Genomic DNA, 16,934 nt, shown 5'->3' on the forward strand with positions numbered 1-16,934 from the left:
CCACATCCCCTCGATAAAGATCGCGTCACTGTCACAGGGGGCGGGTAGGCTCGAGAACAAGATGACAGAGGACCTCACCCCAGCCGAGGCGTACGCGGCCGCCCGTGCCCGCAACGCCGATGCGGCCACCGCGCTGGCCCCCTTCCGCGAGATGTACGAGTTCGGTCTGGACCCCTTCCAGATCGAGGCATGCCAGGCCCTCGAAGCGGGCAAGGGCGTACTCGTCGCCGCGCCCACGGGCTCCGGCAAGACCATCGTCGGCGAGTTCGCCGTCCACCTCGCCCTCGACCAGGGCCGCAAGTGCTTCTACACGACCCCGATCAAGGCGCTGTCGAACCAGAAGTACGCCGACCTCGTCAGGCGGTACGGCAACGACAAGGTCGGCCTGCTCACCGGCGACAACAGCGTCAACGGCGATGCGCCGATCGTGGTCATGACCACCGAAGTCCTCCGCAACATGCTGTACGCGGGATCCCAGGCCCTCTCCGGCCTCGGCTACGTGGTCATGGACGAGGTCCACTACCTCTCCGACCGCTTCCGCGGCGCCGTCTGGGAGGAAGTGATCATCCACCTCCCCGAATCGGTCACCCTCGTCTCACTCTCCGCGACCGTGTCCAACGCCGAGGAGTTCGGCGACTGGCTCGACACCGTCCGCGGTGACACCGAGGTCATCGTCTCGGAGAGCCGCCCCGTCCCCCTCTGGCAGCACGTCCTCGCCGGACGCCGGATGTACGACCTCTTCGAGGAGGAGACAGACCACGGCGGCCGCGGCGCCTCCCGCCGCGAGGTCAACCCCGACCTCCAGCGACTCGCCCGCACCGAGAACACGCGCACGTACAACCCGCGCGACCGGCGGCGCGGCAAGATGGTCCGCGAAGCCGACCGCGAGCGCGAGCGGCGCCAGCGCTCCCGCATCTGGACCCCCGGCCGCCCCGAGGTCATCGAGCGCCTCGACGCGGAAGGGCTCCTGCCCGCCATCACCTTCATCTTCAGCCGCGCCGGCTGCGAGGCCGCCGTCCAGCAGTGCCTCTACGCCGGACTCCGGCTCAACGACGACGAGGGACGCCGCCGCGTCCGCGAGATCGTCGAGGAGCGCACCGCCGCCATCCCCACCGAGGACCTCCACGTCCTCGGCTACTACGAATGGCTCGAAGCGCTGGAGCGCGGCATCGCCGCCCACCACGCCGGCATGCTCCCGACCTTCAAGGAGGTCGTCGAGGACCTCTTCGGCAAGGGCCTCGTCAAGGCCGTCTTCGCCACCGAGACGCTCGCCCTGGGCATCAACATGCCCGCGCGAACCGTCATCCTGGAGAAGCTCGTCAAGTGGAACGGCGAGCAGCACGCCGACATCACCCCCGGCGAGTACACCCAGCTCACCGGCCGTGCCGGCCGCCGCGGCATCGACGTCGAGGGCCACGCCGTCGTCCTCTGGCAGCGCGGCCTCGACCCGGACCACCTCGCCGGACTCGCCGGCACGCGCACGTACCCGCTGCGCTCCAGCTTCAAGCCCTCGTACAACATGGCGGTCAACCTCGTCGAAGGCTTCGGCCGGCACCGCTCCCGCGAGCTCCTCGAAACGTCCTTCGCCCAGTTCCAGGCGGACCGCTCCGTCGTCGGCATCTCCCGGCAGGTGCAGAAGAACGAAGAGGGCCTCGAAGGGTACCGCGAGGGCATGACCTGCCACCTCGGTGACTTCGAGGAGTACGCGCGGCTCCGCCGCGACCTCAAGGACCGCGAGACCGAACTGGCCCGCCAGGGCGCCGCCCAGCGCCGAGCCCAGGCCGCCGGATCCCTGGAGAAGCTCAAGCCCGGCGACGTCATCCACGTCCCCACCGGCAAGTTCGCCGGACTCGCCCTCGTCCTCGACCCGGGCATCCCGGCCGGCCGCACCAACGGCCACCGCGGCTTCGAACACCACGACGGGCCCCGCCCCCTCGTCCTCACCGCCGAGCGGCAGGTCAAGAGGCTCGCCTCCATCGACTTCCCCGTCCCGGTCGAAGCCCTGGAGCGGATGAGGATCCCCAAGTCCTTCAACCCGCGCTCCCCGCAGTCCCGTCGCGATCTCGCCTCCGCCCTGCGGAGCAAGGCCGGACACATCAACCCCGAGCGCCACCACAAGCAGCGCTCCGCCGCCGCCGACGACCGCGAGATCGCCCGGCTGCGCACCGAGATCCGCGCCCATCCCTGCCACGGCTGCGACGAGCGCGAGGACCACGCCCGCTGGGCCGAGCGCTACCACCGTCTCCAGCGCGACACCCAGCAGCTGGAGCGGCGCATCGAGGGCCGCACCAACACCATCGCCCGCACCTTCGACCGGATCGTCGCGCTCCTCACCGAGCTCGACTACCTGCGCGGCAACGAGGTCACGGAGAACGGCAAGCGGCTCGCCCGGCTCTACGGCGAACTCGACCTGCTGGCCAGCGAATGCCTCCGCGACGGCGTCTGGGAGGGCCTGACCCCGGCCGAACTCGCCGCCTGCGTCTCGGCGTTGGTCTTCGAGGCGCGTCAGTCCGACGACGCCGTCGCACCCAAGCTGCCCGCGGGGAACGCCAAGGCCGCGCTCGGCGAGATGGTCAAGATCTGGGGCCGACTCGACGCTCTCGAAGAGGAATTCAAGATCAACCAGGCGGAGGGGGTCGGCCAGCGCGAACCCGACCTCGGATTCGCCTGGGCCGCCTACCAGTGGGCCTCCGACAAGAGCCTCGACGAGGTGCTGCGCGAAGCCGAGATGCCGGCCGGCGACTTCGTCCGCTGGTGTAAGCAGGTCATCGACGTCCTCGGACAGATCGCGGCAGCGGCCCCCAAGGAGAACAGCACCGTCGCCAAGAACGCCCGCAAGGCCGTGGACGCGCTCCTGAGGGGCGTCGTCGCCTACAGCTCGGTGGGCTGACGGCCCCGCCCGTCCCGTACGAGGCCGAGTGCCCGTGGCGATCACGCCACGGGCACTCGGCCTTTTCCGGACATCCGATGGTCATACTCCAGTCGTCGGCGCAGCAGTTGTCCACAGGCCGTCATCCACAGGGGTGGCGCGGGCGAGACCGTTCCGATTGCATGGACTCACAAGCAGGAAAGGCCAGTTGGGGAGGGGACGTACATGACCACGCAAGCCGGTCATTCGCACGCGGGGGCGCAGGACGAAGGGCGATCCCACACCGGGACGCACACCGAAGGGCAACCGGCAGAGACACCGTCGGAAACGCCGACGGCAGCTCGAACCGCGGTTCCGGTTGTCGTCGACGGGCCACGAGGCATGCCCCTCCTCGGCAGCCTGCCCGCCTTCGGAAAGAACCCACTGGCCTTCTTCGAACAGCTCCGGGACCGCGGCGACATCGTCCGCTGGCGCTTCGGCCGCAAACCCTCCCTCTTCATCGCCCACCCCGACACCGTCGGCGAACTCCTCACCGAGGTCGAGCGCACCTTCGACCAGCCCGACCTCGGCATCGCCTTCCGCACCCTCCTCGGCAACGGCGTCATCGTCTCCAAGGGAGCCGACTGGCGACGCAAGCGCTCCCTCGTGCAGCCCTCCGTCCGCCCCAAACAAGTCCGCTCCTACGCGGCGACCATGTCCGAATGCGCCGTCGCCCTCGCGGACCGATGGACCGACGGACAGCACATCGACATCAAGAAGGAGATGGCGGCCCTCACCCAACTCGTCGCCGTCCGCACCATCTTCGGCGTCGACACCGCCGCCGACGCCGAAGCCATCGGACAGGCCATGGACGTCGCGCAGAAGGAGATCGGCGCCGAGTTCAGCGGCATCGGAGCAGTGCTGCCCGACTGGCTGCCGACCCCCGGCCGTGCCCGCATCAAGCGCGCCACCGCCGTCATCGACGCCGAGGTCTCCCGCGTCGTCTCCCGCCACCGCGACGGCGACACCGAACGCCCCGACCTCCTCAGCCGCCTCCTCGCCGCCCGCGACGAGACCGGAGCGCCCCTCTCCGACCAGGAGATACGCGACGAGACCGTCACCCTCTACATCGGCGGCCACGAGACCACGAGCTCCACACTCGTCTGGGCCTGGTACCTGCTCTCCCGCAACCCGCGGGTCCGCGACGCCCTCGCGGAAGAACTCGACCGGGTCCTCGCCGACCACGAACCCGGCTACGACGACTACGCCTCCCTCACCTACACCCAGGCGGTCATCAAGGAGACCCTCCGCCTCTACCCCACGATCTGGCTGATCACCGGCCTCGCGAAGGAGGGCGCCACGCTCGGCGGCGCGGCCGTTCCGGCCGGCACCCGTGTCTGGTCGAGCCAGTGGGCCACCCACCGTGACCCCCGCTGGTACGGCGACGCGGAGGCCTTCCGCCCCGAGCGCTGGATCGAACGGGACGGCGAACCCGCCGAGGAGATACCCGAGTACGCCTGGTTCCCCTTCGGAGGCGGCCCCCGCGTCTGCCTCGGCACCCGGTTCGCCCTCGTGGAGGCGGTCCTGATCCTCGCGGTCCTGGCCCGACGCTTCCACCTCGACGTCACCACCGAGCAGATCCTGCCGGTCCCGAGCCTCACCCTCCAGCCGGACCGCGACGTCCTGGCGACGGTGCGGGCACGGGGCTGAGGCCGGGACGGGAGCACGGCCGGGCCGGCAGGCGCGGCGGAAGCGGCCTGAGGCGGGGCTCGGGCGAAGCTGAGCCGCCACTGGTCAGGCGGGCGGGCGCACGGACGCCAGGGCTGACGTCAGGGCGGAGGTCGGTCAGACGGGCGGGCGTCCGGGCGCCAGAGCTGTCGTCAGGGCCGTCGCCAGGTCCCGGAGATCATCGGCGGACAGCACCCGGTCGCCGAAGCCGGGCAGGGGGACGTGGAGGGTCGCCGTCCAGCGGGCGGGGATCGCGCCGACGCCGTGCACGGCGCCGGCGAGCATCCCGGTCACGGCCGCGACCGTGTCGGTGTCCCCGCCCAGGTCGACCGCCGCGGCCACCGCCTCCTCGAAGGAGCCGGTCGTACGGAGCGCCCACACGGCCGAACCGAGACAGGGCCACACCGCGCCGTTGAACTCGGTGGCCTCGTCCGGGTGCCAGCCCGGAGCCAGGACCGTGGCCCAGCGCTCCCGGTGCTCCGGGGCCACCTCGGCGAGGGTCGCGGGCAGGGCGGCGAGCGGGTCCTCGCCGAGGAGGGCGACACGGATCAGCTCGTGGAGAATCGCCGTACCCTCCCAGGCCGCCCCGTCGCCATGGGTGAGGGCGCTGATCCGCCGGGCGGCGTCCATCGTCTCCGCCCGCCCGCGGGCCGCGAAGTACACGGCGGAGGTCGAGGCGCGCATCAGCGAACCGTTGCCCGCGGCCCGCGTGTTGATCTGGAAGTGCGTCGCGGCGGCCAGGTCCCAGGGGTCCCCGCCGAGCAGGACCTGCTCGGTCTGGAGACCGATGTCCTTGGGCTCGGCCAGCGCCCAGCGGCGGAACCGCTCGAAGACGTCCGGCAGGTCGAGGCCACCCCGTTCGAGGAGCGACTCGCCGACGAGGACAGCCATCTGCGTGTCGTCCGTCGCCTCGCCGGGGTCCCAGCCGCCGCCCCCGCACAACTCCCCGACGCCGTCGGGAAACTGCTCCCGGAAGGCTCCCGGGAGCCTGAACTCGAAGGGGGCGCCGAGGGCGTCGCCGACGGCGGAGCCGAGGACGGCGCCCACGGAACGTTCGGTGGCTCGCATCCGGTCAGGGTAGTGCGGGCTCGGTCCGTCCCCGCGGTGCCCTGGACGACCACACCGCGCGGACCACCAGGAACAAGGGAAGCCCGAGAGGGGAGAGGAGGATCGTCAGTATCAGCAGAGGACCCATCAGAAGGGGCGGTACGCCGAGGCGACGGGCCTCCCGGTACATCCACTGACCGAGCAGCAGGTCCCAGGCGATGACCTGGGCCCAGATCGCACCGGCACCGTTCGCGAGTGCCGTGAGGTCACGGAACGTGTCGATGTCGGGGCTGCTGACCGCCGTCCACAGCTCCGCTGCGACCGGGGCGGCCAGGACCGCCCAGACCACCAGGAGCGGCAGCACGGTCAGGGGCGAGGCCGCGACGCGTTCGGTGATCCGCCACGCCGGCGCGAAGATCATCATGAGCCACACGGGCGCGGCGAGCAGGAACGTCAGCTCGAAGAGGAAGCCCGTCATGAGGTGACCTCTTTCTCGGAGGACGCGGGGGCGGGGGCGGGCGAGGACGGGGAGGGAGGGGAGGAGGGGGAGGGGGTGGGGGAGGCCCCCCGGAGGGAGAGTGCCGCGGCCGCCCCGCCCAGTAGGACGATCGCCCCCGCCCCCGCCAGCGTCGCGCCGTCCGGTGCGAACAGGGCCTGGCCGCGCAGGGCCTGCCAGGTCAGCAGGACGAAGGTCGCCGTGTAGGCGGCCGAGGCCGTGAGGGTGAGCCGGAGCCGTACCCGTTCGTCCGCGAGGCGGGCGAAGCGCGGTGCGAGCGCGGCCAGGACGAGCAGAAGCAGCGGGAGCAGCTGCAGGGCGTGCATGCCGAAGAAGTGCGGTATGCGCAGGTCGCCGCCGTTGCTCGCCCAGCCGGTCAGCGGCATCGAAGGGCCGCCGTCCGGTACGCCGACGGAGTGGGCGCCGACGATGGGCGACTCGTCGACCTCCAGCTGCTCCGGGGTCGGACGGACCATCAGGAAGCCCACCGCGGCGCCCGCCAGGGCGATCAGCGAGGACAGCCGGACGGCCCAGGCCATCGCCCGGTCGAGGATCTTGGCGCGCAGGAGGAGCACCGCGATGACGAGCGCGCCCAGCCAGAGCACCAGGACGGTGGCGCCCATGAGTTGGAAGACGGCGTCGTCGAAGGGAGTGGCGTGGTTGAAGTGACTCCGCTTGCCGCGGATCACCTGGAGGGTGATGAGCACCATCTCGGCGGCGCCGGTGATGGCGACCACGGTTCCGGCCCACCAGCCGACCCGGCGGCCGCGGGGCAGCAGGGAGAGCATCCAGGCGAGCGAGAGTGTGTACGCGAGGAACGAGACCGAGAACTTGAACGGCTTGGTCCAGATCGGTACGCCGACCAGGACGCGGTCGTCGACGTAGATGCCGACGGCGGAGACCAGGGCGAGGACGCCCATGGAGACGGCGAACCAGACCAGCGGTCGGTGGAGCCGCAGGAGTGGGTTGTTGTGCGGTGAAGACATACGGATCCCCCCGTGGGATGTATGGATAGTGGAACTAGCCGCTATCCGATAGCGCCACTATCTATGATGGGGGTGTCGGTCGGCAAGGCCGAAGCAAGACCAGGAAGGTGAACACGCGGTGCGCATCGGAGAGTTGAGTCGCAGGACCGGGGTGTCCATCCCGACGATCAAGTTCTACGTACGGGAAGGACTGCTGCCGGCCGGGGAACTGACGAGCCCGAACCAGGCCTCGTACGGGGAGACGCATGTGCAGCGCCTCCGCTTGATCCGGGCGCTCCTCGACGTGGGCGGCCTGTCGGTGGCGGCGATCCGTGAGGTGATCGTCGCGATCGACGACCCCGAGCGGTCGGTGCACAAGCTGCTCGGCACGGTGGCCTCGGGGCTGGTGCCGCGCTACGACCGTGAGTCGCACGCCGGGATCGAGGACGCGCGGAAGCAGGTCGCGGCGCTGATCGCCGCGCGCGGCTGGCGGGTGCACCAGGGCAACCCGGCCTCGGAGGCGCTCGCCGTGGCCCTCGCGGCGGTCGACGAGGCGGGCCACGGGTCGTTCACCGAGGTCCTGGACACGTACGCGGACGCGGCGGAGCGGGTGGCGCGGGCCGACCTGGATTTCGTGGCGCGCAATGTGGCGCGCGAGGAGCTGGTGGAGAGCGTGGTCGTCGGCACGGTCATCGGCGACGCGATCTTCTCGGCGCTGCGGCGGATGGCCCAGACGGACACGTCGGACCGCATGTACGGGCAGGCGACCTAGCGGGTGTTCTGCCGGTCATGGCCGGGGCCGCGGCGTATCCGCCCCTGATCGGCCCGTCCCTGGGCCCAAGGGGATGTCCCGCCGATCAGGCCGGGCTCGTGGTGCCTGGCGCCGGTACTGCCAGGGCCCCTGGCCCGGGCCGGCGTCACGCTCGGCAACGGCGCGGGGCCCGGGGGATCGCCCCCGGGCCCCGCGCCGTGAGCCGGCTGTCCGGCCCGTTGCTCAGCTCTCCTGCTCGCGCTCCACCTGGTCGTTCCACTCGCGCTTGATCGCGCGCCACGCCTCGTCCGACTTGCCCTGGCGCCAGTAGCCCGAGATCGACAGCCGTTCGCGAGGGATCTCGCGGTCCAGCCGCAGATGGCGGCGGAGGTCCTTCACGAAGCCCGCCTCGCCGTGGACGAAGGCGTGCACGTCGCCCGCGGGGAAGTCCAGGGTCCGGACGGCCTCGACGAGCGCCTCGCCCGCCGGGCGGTCACCCCGGTGCAGCCAGGTGACGTGTATGCCGTGCTCCGTCGCGAACTTCTGCTCCTCGTCGGCGTCCGAGATCTCCACGAACGCGTGCACCCGCGCCCCCGCGGGCAGCCGCTCCAGGGCCACCGCGATCGCCGGCAGCGCGCTCTCGTCGCCCGCGAGCAGGTGCCAGTCCGCCGCCGGGTCCGGCGTGTAGCCGCCGCCGGGGCCGAGGAAGCGCACCGTCTCGCCCGCCTGCGCCCGCGCCGCCCACGGACCCGCGAGGCCCTCGTCGCCGTGGACCACGAAGTCGATGGTCAGCTCGCGGTGGACCGGGTCCCAGGCCCGCACGGTGTACGTCCGCGTCGTCGGCCACTGCTCCCGGGGGAACTCCTCCCGGATCCGGTCCATGTCGAACGGCTCCGGATAGGCGACGCCCTCGGGGGCGAAGAGCAGCTTCACGTAGTGGTCGGTGTACTCGCCGACCTCGAAGGCGTCGAGACCGGGGCCGCCCAGGACGACCCGCACCATGTGCGGGGTGATGCGCTCCGTGCGCACCACACGCGCTTCGGTGGCCTTCGGTGCCTTGCGGGGCTGCTCCGCCACGAGTGGCTCTCCTGACTCGACGTAAGACGTCACTCGACGTACGAGGTACTTAGGTATGCCTAAGCTAGCATCCCGAGGTGCGGTCGACCCAGTGTGGCCGGATTTCGTCAGCGTGCCAGGACCGGAAGCAGCCGGCCCACGGCCCCGCCGAGACCCCAGCGCTTCGCGAGGGCGTCGAGGGCCGCCGGGTCACGGGGAGCCTTCGGCAGGGTCGCGTCGAACTCCGGCAGCGGTACGTCTCCGGCCACGCGCACCACCGTCGGCGCGACGTCCAGGTACGCCGCCGCCTCCACGATGCCGCGCCGCTTGGCCGGCGTCAGCTTCGACGTCCGGTCCTCGGCCGCCGCCCGTACGCCCGCCAGGTCCCCGTACTCCGTGATCAGCTGCGCGGCCGTCTTCTCGCCGATGCCCTTCACCCCGGGGAGGCCGTCGCTGGCGTCACCGCGCAGCGCCGCGAAGTCCGCGTACTGGTCGGGGCGCACGCCGTACTTGGTGCGGATCAGCTCGGCGTCCACCAGGTCGCAGTCGCCGACGCCCTTGCGCGGGTACAGCACACGGACGCCCCGCGCGTCGTCCACCAGCTGGAAGAGGTCCCGGTCGCCCGTGACGATGTCCACCGGCCCCGGCGCGCGCCCCGCGAGGGTCCCGATCACGTCGTCCGCCTCGTAGCCGGCCGCGCCGATCCGGGCGATGCCGAGCGCCGCCAGGACCTCCTCGATCACCGGCACCTGCGGGGACAGGGTGTCCGGGATCTCCTCCTCGTCCGGGCCGGTCTCCGTCTCGACGGCGACCCGGTGCGCCTTGTACGAGGGGATCAGGTCGACCCGCCACTGCGGCCGCCAGTCGTTGTCCCAGCAGGCCACGAGGTCGTCCGGGTGGTGGTCCTGGACGAGCCGGGCGATGAAGTCGAGCAGTCCGCGCACGGCGTTCACGGGGGAGCCGTCGGGGGCCCGCACGGAGTCCGGCACGCCGAAGTAGGCGCGGAAGTAGAGGCTGGCGGTGTCGAGAAGCATGAGGCGTCGAGTCACCTGCTCGATGTTAGGGCTCGGGGGCCGCGGGACGCCTTTCGCCGCCCGCCCGCCAGGGTCCGCGGGACGGGTTCGCCGGCCGCCCCCCGCCGTCCGGGGACGCGTACGCCCGCATCCCCCGCAGCGCCCGGGGACGCTTCCGCCGGGCCGGCGGTTCGATCCCCCGCACGTGACCCCCGTCACCTTTGCGTTTGCACCCTGTGAAGCAGGGCAGGCGCGAGCCCGGAGCGGAACCCGGTACGGGATTCAACAAAAGGATCCCCGTACGCGACGGGCCCGCGGGCCGATCCCGCCCGCTCCACGGCCCGACCACGCGGGGGTGGCGAGGGCCGTTTTCGTCGCTACCCGTGAGGTTCATGTGTCAAGGCTCCAGGCAGACCACCTGTTCAAGGTGTTCGGCAGACGACCCGACGAGGCCGTACGCAGGCTCGCCGCCGGCGACACCGACCGCGAGGAGCTGCGCGCCGAGGGGACGACGGCAGCCGTCGTGGACGCCGGATTCACCGTCGAGCCCGGCCAGATCTTCGTCGTGATGGGCCTCTCCGGGTCCGGCAAGTCGACCCTGCTCCGCATGCTCAACGGCCTGCTCGAGCCCACCGCCGGCCGGGTCCTCTTCGACGGACGTGACCTCACCGCGCTGTCCCCCCGTGATCTGCGCACGGTCCGCTCCACCAAGATCAGCATGGTCTTCCAGCACTTCGCTCTGTTCCCGCACCGAAACGTTCTGGAGAACGCCGCCTACGGCCTGGAGGTCCAGGGCGTCCCGCGCGCCGAGCGCGAGAGCCGGGCCACCGAGGCCCTCGAACTGTGCGGCCTCGCCGGCTGGGAGAAGTCCTGGCCCGACGAGCTCTCCGGCGGCATGCAGCAGCGCGTCGGCCTGGCCCGCGCGCTCGCGACCGACGCCGACCTGCTGCTCATGGACGAGTCCTTCAGCGCGCTCGACCCGCTGATCCGCCGCGACATGCAGGACCAGCTCCTCGTCCTCCAGCAGCGGCTGAAGAAGACCATCGTCTTCATCACCCACGACCTCAACGAGGCCATGCGCCTCGGCGACCGGATCGCCGTCATGCGCGACGGCAGGATCGTGCAGCTCGGCACCGCCGAGGACATCCTGGTCCGCCCCGCCGACGACTACGTCGCCTCGTTCATCCAGGACGTGGACCGCTCCCGGGTGCTCACCGCCTCCGCCGTCATGACGGCCGGCGCCGCCCCGGCGGACTGCCCCGCCCGCTGCGCCTGCCAGGCCGTCGGACCGGACACGCTCGTCGCCGACCTGTGCGCCGTCGCCGCCCGCGCCCCGCACCCCGTGACCGTCCGCGACTCCGAGGGCGCCGTCCTCGGAGTCGTACCGACGGAGCGCCTGCTCGCCGTCATGGGCGGACTCGGCGCGAGGGACGCCGGCGACCCGGACCGCGCCCCCGTCGACGTACCGAACGCCACCGAGCCCGCCATCCAGCCGAAGAAGGAGCTGACCGCCCGTGCCTAGGCTTCCCCTCGGTGAGTGGGTCGACAGCTCCGTCGACTGGCTCCAGGCCCAGTTCTCCTGGCTCTTCGACGCCGTGACCACCGGTGTCACCGGCCTCTACGACGGCATCGACGCCGTCCTGTCCGCGCCCCAGCCGCTGCTCTTCGCCGGCATCCTTGCCGTCGTCGCCTGGTGGCTGCGCGGGCTCGCCGCCGGCGTGCTCGCCTTCGCCGGGTTCGCGCTCGTCGACTCGGTCCAGCTGTGGGACGAGGCCATGGCGACCCTGTCGCTCGTTCTCGTCGCGACCCTGGTCACCCTGGTGATCGCCGTACCGCTCGGCATCTGGGCGGCCCGCTCGAAGTCCGTCAGCGCCGTGCTCCGGCCGGTCCTCGACTTCATGCAGACCATGCCGGCGATGGTCTACCTCATCCCCGGCATCATCTTCTTCGGCGTCGGTGTCGTCCCCGGCATCATCGCCACCATCGTCTTCGCGCTGCCCCCGGGCGTCCGCATGACCGAGCTGGGCATCCGGCAGGTCGACGGTGAACTCGTCGAGGCCGCCGAGGCGTTCGGCACCACCCCGCGCAACACGCTGCTGCGCGTGCAGCTCCCGCTGGCCCTGCCGACGATCATGGCCGGCGTCAACCAGGTCATCATGCTCGGCCTGTCCATGGTCGTCATCGCCGGCATGGTCGGCGGCGGCGGGCTCGGCGGCGCCGTCTACCGCGCCATCGGCAACGTCGACATCGGTCTCGGCTTCGAGGCCGGCGTGTCCATCGTCGTCCTCGCCATGTACCTCGACCGGATGACGAGCGCCCTCGGCCGCCAGGTTTCCCCGCTGGGCCGCCGCGCCGCCGCCAAGGCCCGCGCCGCGCTGAGCGCCCGGCGTCCCGGGGCGAAGCTCTGGGCCCACCGTCCGCAGCCCGTCACCGCGCTCGTCGGTGTCGTCGTGCTCGCCCTCGTCGCCGGCGGTACGGGCTTCCTCGGCGGCTCCGGGGACGCCACCGCCTCGGGAGCGAACGGCGGCAACGGCAAGAAGATCAGCATCGGCTACATCCCGTGGGACGAGGGCATCGCCTCCACGTACCTGTGGAAGGAACTCCTGGAGCGCCGGGGGTACGAGGTCGACACCAAGCAGCTGGAGGCCGGCGCGCTCTACACCGGCCTGGCCGGCGGCCAGCTCGACTTCCAGACCGACTCCTGGCTGCCCGTCACCCACGCCCAGTACTGGGAGAAGTACAAGAACAAGCTGGAGGACCTCGGATCCTGGTACGGCCCCACCTCCCTGGAGCTCTCCGTCCCCTCGTACGTGAAGGGCGTCGACTCGCTCGCCGACCTCAAGGGCAAGGCCGGACAGTTCAAGGGCCGGATCGTCGGCATCGAGCCCAGCGCCGGAATGATGGGCATCCTGAAGGACAAGGTCCTCAAGGAGTACGGCCTGGAGGGCGAGTACGAGGTCGTCGACGGCTCCACGCCCGGCATGCTCGCCGAGCTGAAGCGCGCCTACGAGCGCAAGGAGCCGGTCGTCGTGACCCTCTGGTCGCCGCACTGGGCCTACTCCGCGCACGACCTGAAGAAGCTCGCCGACCCCAAGGGCTCCTGGGGCAAGGGCGACGGCGTCCACACCCTGGCCCGCAAGGGATTCGCCGCCGAGAACCCCGAGGTCGGCGCCTGGCTGAAGAACTTCGAGCTGACCGAGAAGCAGCTCACGGATCTCGAAGCCGTCATCCAGAAGACCGGCAAGGGCAAGGAGCAGCAGGCCGTCCGCAGCTGGCTGGACAGCAACCCGGGCCTGGCGGAGAAGCTCGCGCCGCAGTAGCCCGCCGGTGGCCCGGCAGGAGCGCGGCCTCACCCGGCCGAGCCTCCGGGCGACGGACAGCGACCGGTGAAACGGTTCCTGTCCGAAAAGGGGTGGTCGCCGAACGTGTTCGGCGGCCACCCCTTTTCGTCACGACGCGAAACCCCGCCCCAAAGCTGCGTAAGGTTCAGGTAACCGCCCGGTACGGGTACGCACGAGGCACGAGGGAGGGAGCCGACATGGACGAGAAGGAAGCACCCCGCGTGGGCGCGGCCGTCAAGAGGCGACGCAGAGCGCTCCAGCTCACCCTGGCCGTCGTCTCCTCGCGCAGCGGTCTCTCCGTGCCCTTCCTCAGCCAGGTCGAGAACGACCGCGCGCGTCCCAGCCACCGCTCCCTCGAACTGGTCGCCGACGCCCTGGAGACCACGGCCGCCGACCTCCTGGCCGCCGCCGAGGCCTCCCGTACCGTCGATGTCGTACGGGCCGACGAGGCCTCCCCGGTGCTGCCCCCCGGCGTACGGGCGATCGTCCGGGGACGCCATCAGCTGCACGCGCTGGAGTTCACCGGCGAGCAGGACGCGGGCCGCGAGTTCCAGCACCGGAACGACGAGCTGCTGTACGTGGCCGACGGGGCCGCCGAGGTCGAGGCCGAGGGCCGCGCGTACCGGCTGGGCCGCGGCGACACGCTGTATCTCTCCGGCGGGGTGCGCCACCGCTGGCGCGCCACCGAGGCGGGCACCCGACTGCTCGTCGTCGCGGTCGCCGAGCACGTCGAGGCCGAGGAGGAATGAGCGCGGGACGGGGCGCGGCCAGGGGCACGGTCAGGAGGATCGTCTCCCTCGTGCCGTCCCTGACGGAGGCCGTCGCCGTCACCGCGCCGGGCCTCCTCGTCGGGGCCACGGACTGGTGCGCCCACCCGGCCGACCTCGACGTGGCCCGGATCGGCGGCACCAAGAACCCCGACGTCCGCGCGATCACCGCGCTCCGCCCCGATCTCGTCCTCGCCAACGAGGAGGAGAACCGCGCTGCCGACCTCGCCGAGCTGCGGGCCGCCGGCCTCGACGTCCTCGTCACCGAGATCCGCACCCTCGACCAGGGCCTCAGCGAGCTGGAGCGGGTCCTCGCCGCGTGCGGCGCGCCCCGGCGGCCCCGCTGGCTCGACGAGGCCGAGGCGGCGTGGGCGGCGGTCACCCCGGAGGAGGAGTACACGGCGGTCGTGCCGATCTGGCGGCGCCCCTGGATGGTTCTGGGCCGTGACACCTTCGCCGGTGATCTGCTGGCCCGCCTCGGGGTCCGCAACCTGTACGCCGACCATCCGGAGCGCTATCCGCGGCTGTCGCTCGACGAGCTCCGTGCCGCGGCGCCCGGCCTCGTCGTGCTGCCCGACGAGCCGTACCGGTTCACGCGCGACGACGGTCCCGAGGCGTTCCCCGGGACCGTCGCCGCGCTCGTCGACGGGCGTCACCTCACCTGGTACGGGCCGTCTCTCGTCGAGGCGCCGCGGGTGCTGGCGCGGGCCCTGCGAGCAGCGCACCGCTGAAGAGGCCGCGGACGGTGTGGGTCCCGGCGACCAGCCAGGCCGCGACGAGGGCCACGTACAGGCCGATCGCGAGCCACCGGAAGGCGGCGAGCCCGGTGTGCTGGGCGAGTCCCTCGGCGCCGGTCACGCAGGTCCCGACGGGAAACGTGAACGCCCAGAACGTCATCGCGAAGCCCATGCCCTGCCGGCGTGCCCGCAGCACCATCGCCCCGGCGAGGGCCAGCCACAGCAGGGCGAAGCCCATGACGGGCACGCCGTAGAGGACGGCGAAGGAGGCGAAGCCGTGGGCGTACGGGGCGGGGAGCACACCCGGTGCGACGTCGGCGAACTTGTTCGCGGCGGTCGTCGACTGGCCGAGGGGGCCGAGGACGAGGAAGAGGGTGGGGGTGAGCGCGAGGGGCAGCGGGCCGCCGGTCACGAGCCTGCCGAAGATCAGCGGCAGCATGACCAGGGTCGCGAGGAGGCTCACGCCGAACATCGCCCAGCAGGCGAGGAGCAGCGTCTCCTGGGCCTGTCCCGCGGGCAGATGGGGCACGAGCAGGGGGCCGAGGGCGGCGGAGACCATGGGGGCGACGACCGGCAGCAGCCACACCGGGGACGCGTTCTCGATCTTGTGGTGCACGACCATGAGGTACGGGATGCCGACCGCGGCCGCCAGACCGACGAGCGTGCCGGCGGTGAACAGGACGGTGTCGAGCGCGACGGCGGCGGGGAGGCCGATCCAGTCCCGGCCCACGATCATGGCGCCGCCGCCGACCGCGAGCAGCGCCATCGAGAGACAGCCGTAGAACGGCGCCATGGCCGGGTCGAGGAGGTGGGCGCGGGCCTGGTCGCGGTGGTGGATCCAGTGCGCGGTGCGGGCGGTGAGCAGGACGAGCAGCACCGCGAGGGACAGCGACCAGACCGCGGCGCAGGCGGTGCGGAGGCCGGGGAGGCCGAGCGGGAGCCCGGCGCCGGCGTTGGCCACGATGGCGGTACCCATCACGGAGGCGTACCAGTTGGGTCCGAGGTGACGGACGGAACGGGCCGGGGAGGCGGCCGGCCGGGCGCCGGGGGTGGTGGCGCGGACGGCCGGAAGGGGAGGTGCGAGGCTTGCCATGACTCCACCGTCGTCCGATTCCCCCGCCCCCACCAGGGATCTTGCGGCTATGACGTCATAAGCTGGCTTTATGGGCAGCAACGGGGAGCATCGCGGGGAGCGGCACGAGGAGCAGCACGCGGGCGGGCGCCGGACCGAGGCGTACGGCTCCGACGTCAGGGCCCAGCTCCATCACCGGGTCCCGGATCTGGGGGCGCTCGAACTGCTCCTCGCCGTCGCTCGGCACGGGAGCCTCGGCGCGGCCGCCCGCGAGGTCGGCATCACCCAGCCCGCCGCCAGCAGCCGGATCCGCTCGATGGAGCGGCAGCTCGGCGTGGCCCTGGTGGACCGCTCGCCGCGCGGCTCGCGGCTCACCGACGCGGGCGCGCTCGTCACCGACTGGGCGCGGCGGATCGTCGAGGCCGCCGAGGCCTTCGACGCGGGCGCTCAGGCGCTGCGCGGGCGGCGGGACTCCCGGCTGCGGGTGGCCGCGTCGATGACGATCGCCGAGTACCTGCTGCCGGGCTGGCTGATCGCGCTGCGCGCGGAGCGTCCGGACACGGCGGTGTCGCTCCAGGCCGGGAACTCGGCGGTCGTCGCGGAGCGGCTCCTCGCCAGCGAGGCGGACATGGGTTTCGTGGAGGGGCTCGCGGTGCCGGACGGCCTCGACGGGGTGGTCGTCGCGCACGACCGGCTCGTGATCGTCGCGGCGCCCTCGCACCCGTGGGCCCGCCGCCGCGGCCCGCTGGACCCGGCGGAGCTGGCGGCGACCCCGCTGGTCCTGCGGGAACGGGGCTCGGGCACCCGGCAGGTCCTGGACGCGGCGCTCTCGGGCCACGGCGGGCTCGCGCGACCGCTCCTCGAACTCGCCTCCACGACGGCGGTGAAGGCCGCCGCGGTCAGCGGGGCCGGGCCGGCCGTCCTCAGCGAACTCGCGATCGCCGAGGAACTGGCCTCGCGGCGGCTGGTGGCCATCCCCGTCGAGGGGGTCGAGCTGCGCCGCGACCTCCGCGCGGTCTGGCCCACCGGCCACCGCCCGACGGGCCCGGCCCGCGACCTGCTGTCCCTGACGCGGGCCCGGCCTGCGGGGTGAACGCCCGGGCCCGGCCTGCG

The 16,934-nt window shown here is 72.3% G+C and carries 14 protein-coding genes; 8 read left to right on the plus strand and 6 right to left on the minus strand.

The window, feature by feature from the left end; genetic code table 11:
* Positions 1-61: 61 nt before the first annotated feature.
* Positions 62-2,890 (plus strand): DEAD/DEAH box helicase, encoded by a 2,829-nt coding sequence (locus ACIP8Z_RS27185; RefSeq protein ID WP_402087854.1) that lies wholly within the window; start codon positions 62-64, stop codon positions 2,888-2,890.
* 360 nt (positions 2,891-3,250) lie between these two features.
* Positions 3,251-4,558 (plus strand): cytochrome P450, encoded by a 1,308-nt coding sequence (locus ACIP8Z_RS27190; protein ID WP_402087856.1) that lies wholly within the window; start codon positions 3,251-3,253, stop codon positions 4,556-4,558.
* A gap of 135 nt (positions 4,559-4,693) precedes the next feature.
* Here the strand turns inward: ACIP8Z_RS27190 and ACIP8Z_RS27195 are convergent, their stop codons facing one another.
* Genes ACIP8Z_RS27195 through ACIP8Z_RS27205 form a run of 3 tightly spaced genes read right to left on the minus strand, consistent with a single transcriptional unit; the run spans position 4,694 to position 7,039 of the window.
* Positions 4,694-5,644 (minus strand): ADP-ribosylglycohydrolase family protein, encoded by a 951-nt coding sequence (locus tag ACIP8Z_RS27195; RefSeq protein WP_402087858.1) that lies wholly within the window; start codon positions 5,642-5,644, stop codon positions 4,694-4,696.
* A 4-nt stretch (positions 5,645-5,648) separates the two neighbouring features.
* The gene (locus ACIP8Z_RS27200; protein WP_402087860.1) at positions 5,649-6,101 is read right to left on the minus strand and encodes an ABA4-like family protein; all 453 of its coding nucleotides are present in this window, start codon (positions 6,099-6,101) and stop codon (positions 5,649-5,651) included.
* A complete protein-coding gene (locus ACIP8Z_RS27205) occupies positions 6,098-7,039 on the minus strand; it encodes a hypothetical protein (RefSeq protein WP_402088321.1) in 942 nt (313 codons plus the stop codon). Before ACIP8Z_RS27205 ends, ACIP8Z_RS27200 begins: the two co-directional genes overlap by 4 nt.
* Before the next feature lie 184 nt (positions 7,040-7,223).
* On the opposite strand from ACIP8Z_RS27205, the gene ACIP8Z_RS27210 reads away from it, so the two are divergent.
* Positions 7,224-7,856, plus strand: a complete 633-nt coding sequence (locus tag ACIP8Z_RS27210; protein WP_402087862.1) for a MerR family transcriptional regulator — start codon at positions 7,224-7,226, stop codon at positions 7,854-7,856.
* Positions 7,857-8,078: 222 nt separating this feature from the next.
* Here ACIP8Z_RS27210 and ACIP8Z_RS27215 read toward each other — a convergent pair whose 3' ends face one another.
* Together ACIP8Z_RS27215 and ACIP8Z_RS27220 are read right to left on the minus strand one after the other, a co-directional pair.
* Positions 8,079-8,912, minus strand: a complete 834-nt coding sequence (locus ACIP8Z_RS27215) for a siderophore-interacting protein (protein WP_402087865.1) — start codon at positions 8,910-8,912, stop codon at positions 8,079-8,081.
* Between the two features lie 107 nt (positions 8,913-9,019).
* Complete coding sequence (locus ACIP8Z_RS27220) at positions 9,020-9,925, minus strand: 5'-3' exonuclease H3TH domain-containing protein (RefSeq protein ID WP_402088324.1); 906 nt, start codon at positions 9,923-9,925, stop codon at positions 9,020-9,022.
* 373 nt (positions 9,926-10,298) lie between these two features.
* On the opposite strand from ACIP8Z_RS27220, the gene ACIP8Z_RS27225 reads away from it, so the two are divergent.
* From ACIP8Z_RS27225 to ACIP8Z_RS27240, 4 genes are all read left to right on the plus strand, one after another.
* Positions 10,299-11,426: a glycine betaine/L-proline ABC transporter ATP-binding protein gene (locus tag ACIP8Z_RS27225; protein ID WP_402087868.1), complete on the plus strand. Its 1,128-nt coding sequence runs from the start codon at positions 10,299-10,301 to the stop codon at positions 11,424-11,426.
* Entirely contained in the window at positions 11,419-13,224 is a 1,806-nt protein-coding gene (locus tag ACIP8Z_RS27230; protein WP_319318297.1) for an ABC transporter permease/substrate binding protein, read from the plus strand. The genes ACIP8Z_RS27225 and ACIP8Z_RS27230 overlap by 8 nt, the downstream gene beginning before the upstream one ends.
* A 218-nt stretch (positions 13,225-13,442) precedes the next feature.
* On the plus strand, positions 13,443-13,994 hold the full coding sequence (locus tag ACIP8Z_RS27235) for a cupin domain-containing protein (protein WP_355960963.1): 552 nt from the start codon (positions 13,443-13,445) through the stop codon (positions 13,992-13,994).
* On the plus strand, positions 13,991-14,743 hold the full coding sequence (locus ACIP8Z_RS27240) for a helical backbone metal receptor (RefSeq protein WP_402087871.1): 753 nt from the start codon (positions 13,991-13,993) through the stop codon (positions 14,741-14,743). Before ACIP8Z_RS27235 ends, ACIP8Z_RS27240 begins: the two co-directional genes overlap by 4 nt.
* Here the strand turns inward: ACIP8Z_RS27240 and ACIP8Z_RS27245 are convergent.
* Positions 14,670-15,842: a TDT family transporter gene (locus ACIP8Z_RS27245; protein ID WP_402087873.1), complete on the minus strand. Its 1,173-nt coding sequence runs from the start codon at positions 15,840-15,842 to the stop codon at positions 14,670-14,672. The two genes, ACIP8Z_RS27240 and ACIP8Z_RS27245, sit on opposite strands and share 74 nt — an antisense overlap.
* Before the next feature lie 70 nt (positions 15,843-15,912).
* Here ACIP8Z_RS27245 and ACIP8Z_RS27250 point away from each other — a divergent pair, with 70 nt between their 5' ends.
* Positions 15,913-16,914 (plus strand): LysR family transcriptional regulator, encoded by a 1,002-nt coding sequence (locus ACIP8Z_RS27250; RefSeq protein ID WP_402087875.1) that lies wholly within the window; start codon positions 15,913-15,915, stop codon positions 16,912-16,914.
* Positions 16,915-16,934: the final 20 nt, after the last annotated feature.

Origin of the sequence: Streptomyces sp. NPDC088553 (assembly GCF_044752965.1) — a bacterium.
Taxonomy (GTDB): Bacteria; Actinomycetota; Actinomycetes; order Streptomycetales; family Streptomycetaceae; genus Streptomyces.

Excerpts from the sequence above, each read along its gene's own strand:
- ACIP8Z_RS27220 (WP_402088324.1), bottom strand. The coding sequence starts at position 9,925 with ATGCTTCTCGACACCGCCAGCCTCTACTTCCGCGCCTACTTCGGCGTG.
- ACIP8Z_RS27205 (WP_402088321.1), bottom strand. The coding sequence starts at position 7,039 with ATGGGCGTCCTCGCCCTGGTCTCCGCCGTCGGCATCTACGTCGACGAC.
- ACIP8Z_RS27245 (WP_402087873.1), bottom strand. The coding sequence starts at position 15,842 with ATGGCAAGCCTCGCACCTCCCCTTCCGGCCGTCCGCGCCACCACCCCC.
- ACIP8Z_RS27200 (WP_402087860.1), bottom strand. The coding sequence starts at position 6,101 with ATGACGGGCTTCCTCTTCGAGCTGACGTTCCTGCTCGCCGCGCCCGTG.
- ACIP8Z_RS27250 (WP_402087875.1), top strand. The coding sequence starts at position 15,913 with ATGGGCAGCAACGGGGAGCATCGCGGGGAGCGGCACGAGGAGCAGCAC.
- ACIP8Z_RS27190 (WP_402087856.1), top strand. The coding sequence starts at position 3,251 with ATGCCCCTCCTCGGCAGCCTGCCCGCCTTCGGAAAGAACCCACTGGCC.
- ACIP8Z_RS27240 (WP_402087871.1), top strand. The coding sequence starts at position 13,991 with ATGAGCGCGGGACGGGGCGCGGCCAGGGGCACGGTCAGGAGGATCGTC.
- ACIP8Z_RS27185 (WP_402087854.1), top strand. The coding sequence starts at position 62 with ATGACAGAGGACCTCACCCCAGCCGAGGCGTACGCGGCCGCCCGTGCC.
- ACIP8Z_RS27195 (WP_402087858.1), bottom strand. The coding sequence starts at position 5,644 with ATGCGAGCCACCGAACGTTCCGTGGGCGCCGTCCTCGGCTCCGCCGTC.
- ACIP8Z_RS27235 (WP_355960963.1), top strand. The coding sequence starts at position 13,443 with ATGGACGAGAAGGAAGCACCCCGCGTGGGCGCGGCCGTCAAGAGGCGA.